Here is a 14,725-nt window from a genome sequence, read left to right as displayed (position 1 = left end):
GCACGGCCCGCGTCCCTTGCAAGCGCGTACGGCGCCGCACTCCCCTCCTGGGGCGTACGGCGCCGGACGCTTCAGTGGTGCTCGGTCAGACGTTGACGCCGAAGTCCTGCGCGATGCCGCGCAGGCCCGAGGCGTAGCCCTGACCGATGGCGCGGAACTTCCACTCCGCGCCGTTGCGGTACAGCTCGCCGAAGACCATGGCGGTCTCGGTCGAGGCGTCCTCGCTGAGGTCGTAGCGCGCCAGCTCGTTGCCGTCGGCCTGGTTGACCACGCGGATGTAGGCGTTGCGCACCTGGCCGAAGCTCTGCTGGCGGTTCTCGGCGTCGTAGATCGACACCGGGAACACGATCTTGTGGACATCGGCCGGCACCCCGGCGAGGTTCACCTTGATGGCCTCGTCGTCGCCCTCGCCCTCACCGGTGGTGTTGTCACCGGTGTGCTCGACCGAACCGTCCGGGCTCTTCAGGTTGTTGAAGAAGACGAAGTTCTGGTCGCTGCCGACCTTGCCCTGATCGTTCGCCAGCAGGGCACTGGCGTCCAGGTCGAAGTCGGTACCGGTGGTCGTACGCGCGTCCCAGCCCAGACCGACGAGGACGGCGGTCAGATTGGGGGCTTCCTTCGTCAGCGAGACGTTGCCGCCCTTGCTGAGGCTGACTCCCACGAGTCCTCCCATAGATTCGAGGGGTACATAAAGATTGCGCCCCCATCGTGCATGGCATCAGATCAACGAATTGATCCTAGTGACCGGTTCCCACCGATTGCAGATATCGCACGCGGTTGCACACGGATGCCGGTCCGGGGCCTCCCCGGCCGCAGCCCGCCAGGATCAGAGGGCGTCGAGCGCGGTGATGTAGTCCTTCAGGTCGCGGGCGTCGGGCAGGCCGTTGACGACCGTCCAGCGCACCACGCCCTCCTTGTCGATGATGAAGGTGCCGCGCACCGCGCAGCCCTTCTCCTCGTCGAAGACCCCGTACGCCCGCGAGGCCTCGCCGTGCGGCCAGAAGTCCGACAGCAGCGGGTACTCCAGGCCCTCCTGCTCGGCGAAGACGCGCAGCGAGAAGGGGGAGTCGTTGGAGACGGCCAGCAGCTGGACGTCGTCGTTGGCGAAACGCGGCAGCTCGTCACGGAGAGCGCACAGCTCGCCGGTGCACACACCGGTGAAGGCGAAGGGGTAGAAGAGGAGGACGACGGCCTTCTCGCCGCGGAAGTCGGAGAGCTTGACCAGCTCACCGTGCTGGTTCTTCAGCTCGAAATCCGGAGCCTTCGTGCCGACCTCGATCGCCATGGGGTGCTTCCTTCCGCTCACTCGCAACAGGACGCGCCCAACCCTACGCGCCGGGCCCGACGGGCCGGAAAACCCCTCGGTAACGGGGCCGAGCCCCCTCCGGAACAGGCCGGAGGGGGCTCGGTGTGGAACGTCGAGGTGGTACGGATCAGCGCTTGCCGGACTTCGCCCCCTTGGGCGTGACCAGTCGGCTGCCGGTCCAGTCCTTGCCCGCGTTGATGCTCTTGGTCTGGGACAGACCCGCGGTCTGCGCGGCCTCATTGATGTCGCTCGGCTCGACGTAGCCCTCGCGGCCGGTCTTCGGGGTCAGCAGCCAGATCATGCCGCCTTCCTCGATCAGCCCGATGGCGTCCACCAGCGCGTCCGTGAGGTCGCCGTCTTCGTCACGGAACCACAGCAGGACGACGTCGGCGACGTCGTCGTAGTCCTCATCGACGATTTCCTGGCCAATCACGGCCTCAATGCCTTCTCGGAGTTCCTGCTCGACGTCGTCGTCGTAGCCGATCTCCTGGACCACCTGTCCGGGCTCGAACCCCAGCCTGGCGGCAGGGTTGGTCCGCTCCTCCGCGTGGTCCGCGGTCGCGCTCACGGATTGCCTCCTGTCATGTTTCGGAAAATGCTTTTGAACCCCGCGCGTGCGCGGAGCATTGGGCGTAGTCCACACGGGCCGGGCGGATCGCGCAAGTACCCGGCGGCCGAGACCGCCGAAACGGTGACGATTGGACGCGTCTCGCCGCAACTACGACCCCACCAGGACAGCCCGAAGTGATTCACGCCACAGCGTTCTGCCGGGTTTGTGGGGTACTTGCGCGCGGCTGGGCCCTTCGGGGGGTGCCGGGGGCCGAACGGACCGGCATTCGGGAGCCGCACTGCCGTACGCGAAGCACTTTCGACATGGGCGTATGGTTGCGATTTGGCCGACCTGAGAAATCGGCCTTTTCCGCGCCCATCTCTCAGAGGGTGGTTACCCATCAGTAGAGGTGACGTATCCCAGTGACTCGGTACACGATGGAAGACGGCGCGACACCAAGGTAGAGACAGCATTCGTCCGCGTGCGCAGCATCAATCGGGTGCAGAGCACGACACGACCCGAACACGAAGGAACAGCGTGGCTTCCGGATCCGATCGAAACCCGATCATCATTGGCGGCCTTCCCAGCCAGGTCCCGGACTTCGATCCCGAAGAGACCCAGGAATGGCTCGACTCGCTCGACGCAGCCGTCGATGAGCGAGGCCGGGAACGTGCCCGCTACCTCATGCTCCGCCTGATCGAGCGCGCCCGCGAGAAGCGCGTGGCCGTGCCCGAGATGCGCAGCACGGACTACGTCAACACCATCGCGACCAAGGACGAGCCGTTCTTCCCCGGCAACGAGGAGATCGAGCGCAAGGTCCTGAACGCGACCCGGTGGAACGCCGCCGTCATGGTCTCCCGGGCCCAGCGCCCCGGCATCGGCGTCGGCGGCCACATCGCCACGTTCGCCTCCTCCGCCTCTCTCTACGACGTGGGCTTCAACCACTTCTTCCGGGGCAAGGACGAGGGCGACGGCGGCGACCAGATCTTCTTCCAGGGCCACGCCTCGCCGGGCGTGTACGCCCGCGCCTTCCTTCTCGACCGGCTCTCCGAGCCGCAGCTCGACGCCTTCCGCCAGGAGAAGTCGAAGGCCCCGAACGGCCTGTCCAGCTACCCGCACCCGCGGCTGATGCCGGACTTCTGGGAGTTCCCGACCGTCTCGATGGGCCTCGGCCCCCTCGGCGCGATCTACCAGGCCCGCATGAACCGCTACATGGAGGCCCGCGGCATCGCCGACACCTCCAAGTCGCACGTCTGGGCCTACCTCGGTGACGGCGAGATGGACGAGCCCGAGTCGCTCGGCCAGCTGTCCATCGCCGCCCGCGAGGGCCTGGACAACCTGACCTTCGTCGTCAACTGCAACCTCCAGCGGCTGGACGGCCCGGTCCGCGGCAACGGCAAGATCATGCAGGAGCTGGAGTCGCAGTTCCGCGGCGCCGGCTGGAACGTCATCAAGCTGGTGTGGGACCGCAGCTGGGACCCGCTGCTCGCCCAGGACCGCGACGGCATCCTCGTCAACAAGCTCAACAGCACGCCCGACGGACAGTTCCAGACGTACGCCACCGAGACCGGTGACTACATCCGCCGGCACTTCTTCGGCGACGACCAGCGGCTGCGCGCCATGGTCGCGAACATGACCGACGACCAGATCCTGCACCTGGGCCGCGGCGGTCACGACCACAAGAAGATCTACGCGGCGTACGCGGCGGCCAAGGCCCACAAGGGTCAGCCGACGGTGATCCTCGCGCAGACCGTCAAGGGCTGGACGCTCGGCCCGAACTTCGAGGGCCGCAACGCGACCCACCAGATGAAGAAGCTGACGGTCGACGACCTCAAGGCCTTCCGTGACCGGCTGCGCCTGCCGATCGCGGACAAGGATCTGGAGAGCGGCGTCCCGCCCTATTACCACCCGGGCCGGGACTCCGAAGAGATCCAGTACATGCACGACCAGCGCAATTCGCTGGGCGGCTACGTACCGACCCGTGTGGTGCGCAGCAAGCCGCTGCAGCTGCCGGACGACAAGATGTACGCGGCCGCCAAGAAGGGCTCGGGGCAGCAGAAGATCGCCACGACCATGGCGTTCGTCCGCGTGCTGAAGGACCTGATGCGGGACAAGGAGATCGGCAAGCGCTTCGTGCCGATCGCGCCCGACGAGTACCGCACCTTCGGTATGGACGCCTTCTTCCCGTCGGCGAAGATCTACAACCCGCTGGGCCAGCAGTACGAGTCGGTCGACCGTGAACTGCTCCTGGCCTACAAGGAGTCGCCGACCGGCCAGATGCTGCACGACGGCATCACCGAGGCGGGCTGCACGGCCTCGCTGATCGCGGCGGGCTCCGCCTACGCCACGCACGGCGAGCCGCTGATCCCGGTCTACGTCTTCTACTCGATGTTCGGGTTCCAGCGCACCGGTGACCAGTTCTGGCAGATGGCCGACCAGCTCGCGCGCGGCTTCGTGCTCGGCGCCACCGCGGGCCGTACGACGCTGACGGGTGAGGGTCTGCAGCACGCCGACGGCCACTCCCAGCTGCTGGCGTCGACGAACCCGGCCTGTGTCGCCTACGACCCGGCCTACGGCTACGAGATCGCGCACATCGTCAAGGACGGTCTGCGGAGGATGTACGGCGAGAACTCCGAGGACATCTTCTACTACCTGACCGTCTACAACGAGCCGACCCAGCACCCGGCGGAGCCGGCCGACGCGGATGTCGAGGGCATCCTCAAGGGCCTGCACCGCGTGGCGCGCGCCGAGAAGGGCGAGCACGCCGCGCAGATCCTCGCCTCGGGTGTCGCGGTGCCGTGGGCCATCGAGGCCCAGCGGATCCTCGCGGACGAGTGGAACGTCAAGGCGGACGTCTGGTCGGCGACCTCCTGGAACGAGCTGCGGCGCGACGCCGTCGAGGCCGAGGAGCACAACCTTCTGCACCCGGAGGAGGAGCAGCGCGTCCCGTATGTGACGCACAAGCTCCAGGGCGCCGAGGGCCCGAAGGTCGCGGTCTCGGACTGGATGCGCGCCGTCCCGGACCAGATCGCCCGCTGGGTCCCCGGTACGTACCAGTCGCTGGGCGCCGACGGCTTCGGCTTCGCCGACACCCGTGGCGCGGCCCGCCGCTTCTTCCACATCGACGCGCAGTCGATCGTGCTGGGCGTGCTCACCGAGCTCGCCCGGGAGGGCAAGGTCGACCGTTCGCTGCTGAAGCAGGCCATCGACCGCTACCAGCTGCTGGATGTCTCGGCCGCCGAGGCGGGCGAGGCCGGCGGCGACGCCTGACCCGCCCTCCCCCGGCCAACGCCGGGAGGTGCCCCCATCCGGCTGCGGCACCGCCTCCACCCGCGCCCCCCGGCCCGCGTTCCTCGCGGCCGGGGGGCGCGGTGGTGTGCGGGTGCCGCCCGCCGAGGGCCGCTCAGCGCTCCCAGACCTTGAACGCCCGCACCTCGTACGGCGACCGGGGCACCCAGCTGCCGCCGCCCGGGTAGGTGTCGAATTCGCCGGTCTCGGCGCACTCCACGCTCTGATAGGTGGTGACCGGCCGGCCGGTGCGGTTGGCGAGCGAGGCGGCGCCCGCCCCCTTGGGCAGCGGGACGCAGCTCTCGATGTCGGTGTCGGAGAGTTCATGGGTCTGCCGCTTGCCGCCGAAGTCCGCCTCCGGCCAGAGACACAGCCGGCCGACGGCACAGTCGCCGGAGGCGGCGGTGCGGCCGCCCGGGGCGGCGGGCGCGCCGAGGGCGGACGGAGCGGTGAGCGCGGCGGCCAGCGCGGCGAGGCCGGTGACGAGCGCGGTGGTGTGGAGCGTACGCATGCGCACAGGAATTCTCCCCCGTGGAGTGTGACCACGTTGTCCGTGTCGTGGTCGTTGTCGTGCGGCGGACCGGTCGCCCGCCGTCCCGCAGAGCTTCGACGGTGCCTGGCGCGGCTGCCAAGGCCGTGGCGGAGAGCCCACCCGGATCAGGGATGGGGACGGTCGGGTCGGGCGATTCCGGCGCGCCGGGGCGCGGGGTTGACGTGTGCCGTGGGGACCGGCGGGTCCGCAGAAACCGTTCCTCCGGTGCCCGGAGGGCGGTTCGCCCGCGGGGCCCGGAGGGGCGCAGGAGCGCCGGCGCGTGCGGTTCCCGGAACGGGTCATCCGGATGAGGGATTCCGGGCGAGGGCGGGGGCCAACTGCCGCCGGGCTTGCGGCGGGTGGGCGGTGGCGACGGCTCGCGACGTCGGGTTGACGCGCGGAAGCGTGGCGGGAGGCGCTGCCTGTTTCCGCGTCGTGGGTGGGTGCCCACGGCGCAATGCGCAGGCGCGCGGCCGCCGAGGGTGACTCGGTCGGCCGCGCGCCGGGTGTTGCCTGGTGCTCCTGGCTGCTGCCGCTCAGCGCGGCTGCCGGGCGGAGCGGGTCAGATGTGGGCGGCTCCGGCGCCCGCCTCGGCGTTCGCGCCGCGCTTGGTGAGGGTCGCGACCACAGCCGCGACGAGCGCCACGCCGCAGGCGACGGTGAAGGCCAGTCCCATGCCCGAGACGAAGGTGTCGTGGGCGACGGAGGTGATCTTCTGGGCCAGCTCCGGCGGGGTGCCCTTCGGCACCGGCGCGATGCCCGCCGAGACGGCGTCGGCCGCCTGGGACATCTGCGCGGGCGGGACCGGCGGGAGGCCCGCCGACTGCCAGTTGCCGGGGAGCCGGTCGTCGACGCGGGAGGCCATCACCGCGCCCAGGACGGCCGTGCCGAGGCTGCCGCCGACCTGCATCGCGGCCTGCTGCAGTCCGCCGGCGACACCGGAGAGCTCCAGCGGGGCGTTGCCGACGATGACCTCGGTGGCGCCGACCATGACGGGCGCGAGGCCCAGGCCCAGCAGGGCGAACCACAGGGACATCGGGCCGGTGCTGCTCTGCGTGTCCAGGCCCGACATGCCGTACATCGCGATGGCGGTCAGCAGCATGCCGCCCACCAGCGGCACCCGCGGGCCGAACTTGGTGATCGCGGCGCCGGCGAGCGGCGAGCCGACGATCATCATGCCGGTGAGCGGGAGGAGGTGCAGTCCGCTGTCGACGGGGCTCATGCCGTGCACGTTCTGGAGGTAGAACGTCACGAAGAAGAGGCCGCCCATGAAGGCGAAGGCCATCAGGACCATCAGCACCGTGCCGGCGGTGAGCGGCAGGGAGCGGAACATCCGCAGCGGGATGAGCGGCTCGCGGACCTTGGTCTCCAGGACGGCGAACAGCGCGAAGAGGACGATCGCGCCGGCCAGGAAGCCCCAGGTCTTGAGGTCGCCCCAGCCCCACGCGGTGGCCTTGATCAGCGGCCAGATGAGGCAGAACATCGCGCCGGAGAGCAGCACGATGCCCGGGATGTCGAAGGAGCGCGGGGCGTTCTGCGCGCGGTGGTCCTTGAGGATCACCACGCCGAGGACCAGGGCGAGGACGCCGACGGGGACGTTGATGAAGAAGACCGACTGCCAGCTGACGTGTTCGACCAGCAGACCGCCGACGATCGGGCCGCCGGCGGTGGAGGCGCCGATGACCATGCCCCAGATGCCGATCGCCATGTTGAGCTTCTCGGCCGGGAAGGTCGCGCGCAGCAGGCCGAGCGCGGCCGGCATCAGCAGGGCGCCGAAGAGGCCCTGCAGCACCCGGAAGGTGATCACCAGCGCCACTTCCTCGGAGAAGCCGATGGCTCCGGAGGCGAGGGCGAAGCCGAGGATGCCGATGAGGAAGGTCTGGCGGTGGCCGAAGCGGTCACCGAGCTTGCCCGCCGTGATCAGCGAGACGGCCAGGGCGAGCATGTAGCCGTTGGTTATCCACTGCACGTCGGCGAGCGAGGCGCCCAGATCCTGCTTGATGGCCGGATTGGCGATCGCGACGATGGTGCCGTCCAGGGCGACCATCATGACGCCGATGGCGACGGAGAAGAGGGTCAGCCACGGATGGCCACGCAGCCCCTTGCGGGGCTCCGGTACGGGAAGTTCCGGTGCGGCTTCGGCAACCGGGGTCTGAGAGCTCATACCCAGAGGCTAATGTCAGCCACTGACAGTTGACAAAGCGTTTCATGAGTCGGTAGCTGTCATTTAGCTCACAGGTATCCTGAGCAGCGATAACACCTCCGAAAGGCGGCGCAGGATGGCGACCCCGACGCCGCAGGCGGCACCCCAGGGCGGGCTGCGCGAACGAAAGAAGCAGCGCACCCGCGACGCGCTGATCCGCGCCGCGCTGGAGCTGTTCACCGAACAGGGCTATGACGCGACGACGATCGACGAGATCGCGGAGGCGGTGGACGTCTCCCAGCGCACCTACTTCCGGTATTTCGCCAACAAGGAAGAGGTCGTCTTCGCCGTCCAGGAGATGGTGGAGGCCCGCTTCCTCCAGGAGCTGCGCACCCGCCCGCAGAGCGAGGCGCCGCTCACCGCGCTGCGCAGCGCGGTGATGGTGGCCTGGGACGACATCGGCAGCGCGATCGAGTCGGTGGTCCCGGTGGAGCTGCACATGCGCTCCTACCGGATGATCGAGTCGACGCCCGCGCTGGTCGCCGCCCATCTGCGGCGCTCCTCCGAGCTGGAGGAGCAGATCGCCGGGCTGATCGCGGGACGTGAGGGGCTGGATGTGGACGTCGATCCGCGCCCGCGGGTCCTGGTCGCCGCGTTCAGCGGGGTGATGCGGGTGGCCGGCAAGGTGTGGGGCGAGGGGCAGGACTGCAGCGTGGCCTCGATCCGTGAGCTGACGAGGTCCTACCTGGATCACATCGGCCCGGCGATGGAGGACGACTGGCGGGGCCGGTGAACCGGTCGGCCGGTTCACCTCACACGGCCGGCGGGCCGACACGCCCGGAGCCCACCCGCCGGCACCACGTCAACCCCTCGTAACGGCCATCCGCCACAGCGTGATCGCTTCACCGCTCAATGAGACTGCTTCTGCACGCCTGAGCACCGCAAATCCACGGTCGCTGTCCGATTTGGTCGTTATACCCACCGTGAAACGTGAGATGACTCACCAGGTCAGCGGCCACCCTGCCGCGTCTCCTAGGGTGGCTCGCGGTGACTTCCTTCCCAGGGCTCGGCCCCTCCTCCGGTTTTCTGCAGTCCCCCGCCTGGCGTGCCGCACTCGCCCTGGTGGTGGTGTTCGTGATGCTTGCGATGACCGGTTGGACAGCCATCAGAGGCAGCAAGGAGGACGCCAACCCGCTGGCCACCGCCAAGGCCGCCTGGCAGCACGCCACCTTCCACGGCCGTCCGCTCCCCGACCCGGACGCCTCCCCGTCGAAGCTCCGGGCCTTCTTCTCCTCGCTGGACCGCGCCGAGCGCAAGCAGCTCGCCACCCGCTATCCGCTGGTCGTCGGCAACATGGGCGGCGCCCCCGTCCAGCTGCGCTACCGGGCCAACCGACTGGCGATCGACCATGAGCGCGCCGAGGAGCGGCAGCGCATGGGCGACCGCAAGCTCACGCCCGTCGGCCGCCAGGAAGCGGGCCGGCTGATGCACCGGCTGGAGTCGATGCTGACCAGCGGCCGGCAGATCCTCGCCTTCGATCCGGCCGGCGGCGGCCGGGCGGCCGAGGTCTTCGGCAACCTCGACAGGGCGGAGCGGGTCTCGGTCGTGGTGCCCGGCGTGGACACCAACCTCTCGACCTTCGAGCGCACCGCACGGGCCACCACCGCGCCCGTGGGCATGGCGCGCTCCCTGTACGACGCCGAGCGCGAAGCCCGCCCGGGGACCCGTACCGCCGTGATCGCCTGGGCCGACTACACCTCGCCCGCCGGGCTCGGGGTCGGGGCCGCCACCGGCCAGATGGCGGCGGCCGGCGCGGTCCGGCTGCAGGGCCTGGTGCAGTCGCTGCCCCACGGCCGCCCGGTCTCGCTCTTCTGCCACAGCTACGGGTCCGTGGTCTGCGGCGTCGCCGCCCGGAACCTGCCCTCCAACGTCGAGGACATCGCGGTGGCGGGCAGCCCCGGGATGCGCGCCGACAGCCTCTCCGGTCTGGACACCCGGGCCCGGGTCTGGGCGATGCGGGACGCGGACGACTGGATCGCGGACGTGCCGTATCTGGAAGTGGGCGGTCTCGGCCACGGCGCGGACCCGGTCGATCCCGCCTTCGGCTCGCGCGTCCTGTCGGCCGACGGCGCCGTCGGACACGCCGGCTACTTCGCGCCCGGCACCCGCAGCCTGCAGAACTTCGCCCTGGTCGGGGTCGGTGCCGCCGACTCCGTCGACTGCGCGGGCGACGACCCGCGCTGCAGCACCGACCTTGTCTGACGGCCCCGTGCCGCACGACCGGTGTCCGCGGGCACGGCCCGGCGCCCGGGGGCGGGCCGTGCCCGCGCGATCCGGTGCCGTCGCGGCGACGAGGACGCACAAGCGGACGGGCCGGGTGTCGCGGACGCGCGTAGCGCAAGGTGTGCGGAAGGGGGACGAGTGGGCAACCGCCCGCATACGATGAGCCGCATGGGTGATGTGCTGGCCGGTTTTCACGCCGTCTGGGAGTTCGACACCGACTCCGTGCTCATCCGCTTCGAACGGGGGATCCGCAGGCCGAGGCTGTTCCAGGCGCTCGGCGAGCGACGCATTCCGTACGAGGCGCTGAGGTCTGTCGAGCTGTCCCAGGGCAGACGCGGCACGGTAGTGCTGCACGCCGTGCCGCGGCACGGCGCCGATCCCTTGATGGAGGCGGCGGACGGACAGCTGAAGGAGGACGCCGATCCCTACCGGCTGGTGCTGCCGGCCGAGCGCGAGACGCTGGCGGAGTTCTACGGCGACGAACTGCGCGGCATGCTGGGCCCCGATGCCCACAAGCCCGCCGACCGCCATCTCGTGGCCGCGCCGGAGCCTCCGATGCACTTCAAGGCGTACGACGCCAAGGCCTCCTTCGACGGCAGCGCGGTCGCCTTCCGCTGGTTCTGGACGGGGGCGTCCTCGGCGAAGTGGAAGAGCGGTGACCAGAGCTTCCCGGTCGGCGAGCTGACCGGGGTCGAGTGGCGCTCGCCGGAGATCTTCAACGGCTATCTGCGGCTGCTGGGGCGCGGGGACCGGGACGACGGCCCGGGCGAGGCCGATCAGGACCCGGCCGCGGTCGTCTTCGGACTGGGCTACGGCCCGGTGCACGAGTCGCTGCCGTTCGCCGCCGCGGTCCTGCAGGCCGTACGGGCCGCCGGCGCGGTCGCGGACACCGCCGACCGCGAGCCGATGCGCCGGGCCGGGGACACCCGGCGCGACCCCGCCGACATCGCCGACCGGATACGCCACCTCGGCGATCTGCACGAGGCGGGGCTGCTGACGGACGACGAGTTCAGCGCGAAGAAGGCCGATCTGCTCGCGGAGCTGTAGGACACGCCCCAGTACCCGGCCGGTGCCGCTGCCGCGGGGCCTGGACGTCATACCGTGGTACGGGGCGCAAGCCGCGACCCTGGTATGACGCCCCGGCAGCCGCGGTCCGCTTGGATGGACTCGCGATGCCTCGACGATCTCTCCCCACCCCAGCCCCAGCCGAACCTCCCCGCGCCACCGGCCGCGGGCAGGCCCGTGCCCGCCTCCTGCGCGCGCTGCGGCAGGCGCTGCGCGTCCTCGCCGTGGAACTCGGGACCCCGACCACCCCCGGCACTCCCCTGTTCGGCACGGTGCAGAACCCCTGGCTGCGCCGGCTGCCGTACCTGGTCGCGTGCGTGTTCGCGATCTCCCTCCTGCCGACGACGGTGACGGTCCTCACCGACGACTACGGCATGAGCGGCGGGCCGGCCGGCGGGCTCGCGACCGCGCAGACGGTGCCGCTGCTGCTCGCGGTGAGCCGGCCGCTGCAGGCCTGGTGGGTGATCTTCGCCGCGGATGTCATGTGCGCCGTGATGCTCCTCGGCGCCGACCGCCTCGCCGGCCACGCCTGGCCCTGGCCGCCCATGGTGATCGTGGGCTATCTCGCGCTGATGGCCGCGCTGTCGCTGCGCGAGCGCCGCCGCACGCTCATCGCGGTCTGGCTGACGACCGGTGTGGTGGGCTTCCTCTTCGAGCTGTTCGCCCACGCGGGCACGGCCGGCACCTGGGTGCTGCTCTTCGTCCTCAGCGGCGTGACGCTCCTGATGGGCGCCACCTTGCGGGAGCGGGGCGACGCCCAGCGGAAGCTGATCGAGCAGGAGACCATCAGCGAGGCCGAGCGCGCCCACCGCACGCTGCTGGAGGAGCGCACCCGCATCGCCCGCGAACTGCACGACGTCGTCGCCCACCACATGTCGGTGATCACCGTGCAGGCAGACAGCGCGCCCTACCGGATCAGCGGCATCCCCCAGGAGGCGCAGGAGGAGTTCGGGTCGATCGCCGCGACCGCGCGGGAGTCGCTGGCGGAGATGCGCCGGCTGCTGGGGGTGCTGCGCAGCGAGGAGAGCGAGCGGCACGGCGGCCCCGAGAAGACCCCGCAGCCGGGCCTCGGCCAGCTGCCGAAGCTCGTCGAGGGGACCGTGCGGGCGGGTGTACCGGTCGAGTTGGCGCTGCCCGAGCAGCCGGTGGCGCTGGAGCCGGCCGCGGATCTGTCGGCGTACCGCATCGTGCAGGAGGCGCTGGCCAACGTCGTACGGCACGCCCCCGGTGCGCCGACCCGGGTGTCGGTGACCGCCACGGCCGACGGTTCCTGGCTGACCGTGCTGGTCGTCAACTCCGCTCCCCCCGCGCCGTCCGCGCCGCTGGAGACCACCGGCACCGGCCACGGTCTCGTCGGTATGCGGGAGCGGGTGCGGCTGCTGGACGGCTCGCTGGACACCGGGCCGCTGCCCGACGGCGGCTTCCGCGTCGCGGCCCGGCTCCCCCTCGCCGCGCCGTCCCCCTCGGCAACTCCCCTCCCAGCGAAGGATTCCTGATCCGCATGACCACTCGGGTGATCATCGTCGACGACCAGGCCATGGTGCGGGCGGGCTTCGCCGCGCTGCTCGCCGCGCAGAGCGACATCGACGTGGTGGGCGACGCCCCGGACGGCGTCCAGGGCCTGGAGCTGAGTCGCCGTACGCACCCCGACGTGGTGCTGATGGACGTCCGGATGCCGGAGATGGACGGGCTGGAAGCGGCCCGGCAGCTGCTCGATCCGCCGGCCGGTGTCACCCACCGCCCGAAGGTGCTGATGCTGACGACCTTCGACGTCGACGACTACGTCTACGAGGCGCTGCGGGCGGGGGCGTCCGGCTTCCTTCTCAAGGACGCGCCACCGGCCGATCTGATCTCCGCGGTGCGTATCGTGGCAGCCGGCGAGGCGCTGCTCGCACCGTCGGTGACCCGGCGGCTGATCGCCGACTTCGCCCGCCGCAGGCCCGCTCCCCGCAAGGACCGGGTCGCGCTCCGGCTGAACGGGCTGACCCCTCGCGAGACGGAGGTCCTGGAGCTGATCGCGCGCGGCCTGTCCAACCAGGAGATCGCCGACTCCCTGGTCCTGGCCGAGCAGACGGTGAAGACCCATATCGGGCGTGTGCTGGCGAAGTTGGAGCTGCGCGACCGCGCCCAGGCCGTGATCTTCGCCTACGAGTCGGGGCTGGTCACGCCCGGCGAGCAGTGACGGGGCACGCCCCGGGCGGCTGACCCGTAGGGCTTCCCCCCGTACGGCCGTCCTCCCTGAGAACGAGAGGCCGCGGCACCCCCTACCCCGGTATCACCCGGGAGTTGGCTCCGCGGTGTGACGCCCCGTCACCCACCGGCTTTCTACGTTTCCCTCCGTTCCACCGACGGAAGAGGGAGACACCACCATGTCCGTGCCGCGCACCACCGCTCGACGCCGCAGGCGCACACTCGTCGCCGCCGCCGTCGCCGCGGCCATCGCCGCCGCGACCGGCGGCTGGGCGGCCGGATCGGCACAGACCGCCGTCACCGGACCCGCGCCGGGCGCCGCCGCCTGGCGCGCGGACCACGCCCTGGGAGTGCGGCTGCCGGATCCCGCGAGCGCCGAACCCGCCGATGTCGCCCGCTTCTTCGCCTCGCTGACCGGCAGTCAGCGGCACGCCCTCGCGGTCCGCCACCCGCTGACCGTCGGCAACCTCGACGGCGCTCCCGTAGCGCTGCGGTACGAGGCCAACGCCCTGGCGCTGCGTGCCGAACGCCGCCGGCAGCTCGCCCTGGCCGAGGACCCGGCGGCCACCCTCCAGGACCACGAGCGGGCCAGGGAGGCGGCCGACCGCTGCGCCGGCCTGCTCACACCCGGCCGGCACATACTCGCCTTCGACCCGCGCGGCCGCGGTCAAGTGGCCGAGGTGCACGGCGACTTGACCACCGCACAGCGCACCGCGGTGGTGGTCCCCGGCTCGGACATCGACCTGGCCTCCTTCGACCGGGCGAAGGACCCGTACGGCACCCCCACCGGCATGGCCGGGTCGCTGCGCGCGCGGATGACGGCCGATGCCCCCCGCACCCGTACCGCCGTCATCGCCTGGGTCGGCTACACCACACCGGTCGGCGTCGGTCCGGACGCCGCGACCGGTCGGCTCGCGGAGGCCGGTGCGCCGCGGCTGGCCCGCTTCCTGTCCGGCCTGGCCGCGGTCGGCGCGCCCGCCCCCGCGATGTTCTGCCACAGCTACGGCTCGGTGCTCTGCGGGCTGGCCGTACCGCGGCTCGATCGCGGCGACCTCTCCGACCTGGTCGTCTTCGCCTCCCCCGGCATGCGCCGGGACAGCGTCGCGGACCTGCGCACCACCGCACACGTCTGGGCGGCCCGCGACGCGTCCGACTGGATCGACGACATCCCGAACGTCGAACTGCTGGGCCTGGGCCACGGCGCGGACCCGACCGGGCCCGGCTTCGGCGCCCGGCACGTCTCCGCCGCACGGGCCGAGGGCCACACCGGCTACCTCGTACCCGGTACGGACTCCCTCCGCAGCTTCGCCGCCATCGCCCTGGGCCACTACGCCGACGTGCGCTGAGCCCGCCCGGCGCCGGTCTCCG

At 71.1% G+C, this 14,725-nt stretch carries 12 protein-coding genes; 7 read left to right on the top strand and 5 right to left on the bottom strand.

Annotated elements, in window-relative coordinates:
- Window positions 1–85 precede the first annotated feature (85 nt).
- The 3 genes from QOM21_RS25505 to QOM21_RS25495 form a co-directional block, all read right to left on the bottom strand.
- Window positions 86–661, bottom strand: coding sequence for a TerD family protein (locus tag QOM21_RS25505; RefSeq protein ID WP_393892015.1), 576 nt, complete (start codon window positions 659–661; stop codon window positions 86–88).
- Between the two features lie 165 nt (window positions 662–826).
- The gene (locus tag QOM21_RS25500) at window positions 827–1,285 is read right to left on the bottom strand and encodes a peroxiredoxin (RefSeq protein ID WP_407553351.1); all 459 of its coding nucleotides are present in this window, start codon (window positions 1,283–1,285) and stop codon (window positions 827–829) included.
- Window positions 1,286–1,433: 148 nt separating this feature from the next.
- Window positions 1,434–1,874 (bottom strand): DUF3052 domain-containing protein, encoded by a 441-nt coding sequence (locus QOM21_RS25495; protein ID WP_398557800.1) that lies wholly within the window; start codon window positions 1,872–1,874, stop codon window positions 1,434–1,436.
- 519 nt (window positions 1,875–2,393) lie between these two features.
- On the opposite strand from QOM21_RS25495, the gene aceE reads away from it, so the two are divergent.
- Window positions 2,394–5,126 carry a pyruvate dehydrogenase (acetyl-transferring), homodimeric type gene (aceE, locus tag QOM21_RS25490; protein ID WP_407553350.1) on the top strand — a complete coding sequence of 911 codons (2,733 nt, stop codon included), beginning with the start codon at window positions 2,394–2,396 and terminating at the stop codon, window positions 5,124–5,126.
- A gap of 133 nt (window positions 5,127–5,259) precedes the next feature.
- On the opposite strand, the gene QOM21_RS25485 is transcribed toward aceE, so the two are convergent.
- Together QOM21_RS25485 and QOM21_RS25480 are read right to left on the bottom strand one after the other, a co-directional pair.
- Entirely contained in the window at window positions 5,260–5,655 is a 396-nt protein-coding gene (locus tag QOM21_RS25485; protein ID WP_407553349.1) for a peptidase inhibitor family I36 protein, read from the bottom strand.
- A gap of 583 nt (window positions 5,656–6,238) precedes the next feature.
- Entirely contained in the window at window positions 6,239–7,840 is a 1,602-nt protein-coding gene (locus QOM21_RS25480; RefSeq protein ID WP_407553348.1) for an MFS transporter, read from the bottom strand.
- 115 nt (window positions 7,841–7,955) lie between these two features.
- Between QOM21_RS25480 and QOM21_RS25475 the strand changes: the two genes are divergently transcribed.
- From QOM21_RS25475 to QOM21_RS25450, 6 genes are all read left to right on the top strand, one after another.
- Window positions 7,956–8,612: a TetR/AcrR family transcriptional regulator gene (locus QOM21_RS25475; RefSeq protein WP_407553347.1), complete on the top strand. Its 657-nt coding sequence runs from the start codon at window positions 7,956–7,958 to the stop codon at window positions 8,610–8,612.
- Between the two features lie 254 nt (window positions 8,613–8,866).
- On the top strand, window positions 8,867–10,081 hold the full coding sequence (locus QOM21_RS25470; protein ID WP_407553346.1) for an alpha/beta hydrolase: 1,215 nt from the start codon (window positions 8,867–8,869) through the stop codon (window positions 10,079–10,081).
- A 189-nt stretch (window positions 10,082–10,270) separates the two neighbouring features.
- Window positions 10,271–11,149 (top strand): DUF4429 domain-containing protein, encoded by an 879-nt coding sequence (locus QOM21_RS25465; protein WP_407553345.1) that lies wholly within the window; start codon window positions 10,271–10,273, stop codon window positions 11,147–11,149.
- A gap of 125 nt (window positions 11,150–11,274) precedes the next feature.
- Window positions 11,275–12,663 carry a sensor histidine kinase gene (locus tag QOM21_RS25460; protein ID WP_407553344.1) on the top strand — a complete coding sequence of 463 codons (1,389 nt, stop codon included), beginning with the start codon at window positions 11,275–11,277 and terminating at the stop codon, window positions 12,661–12,663.
- 5 nt (window positions 12,664–12,668) lie between these two features.
- The gene (locus tag QOM21_RS25455; protein ID WP_407553343.1) at window positions 12,669–13,349 is read left to right on the top strand and encodes a response regulator; all 681 of its coding nucleotides are present in this window, start codon (window positions 12,669–12,671) and stop codon (window positions 13,347–13,349) included.
- Between the two features lie 187 nt (window positions 13,350–13,536).
- Window positions 13,537–14,703, top strand: a complete 1,167-nt coding sequence (locus tag QOM21_RS25450) for an alpha/beta hydrolase (protein ID WP_407553342.1) — start codon at window positions 13,537–13,539, stop codon at window positions 14,701–14,703.
- Window positions 14,704–14,725 lie beyond the last annotated feature (22 nt).

Source organism: Streptomyces sp. Pv4-95 (assembly GCF_045782725.1).
Classification (GTDB): Bacteria; Actinomycetota; Actinomycetes; order Streptomycetales; family Streptomycetaceae; genus Streptomyces.
The sequence above is the reverse complement of the archived record's forward strand: the minus strand, read 5'-3'. Positions and strand labels throughout refer to the sequence as shown.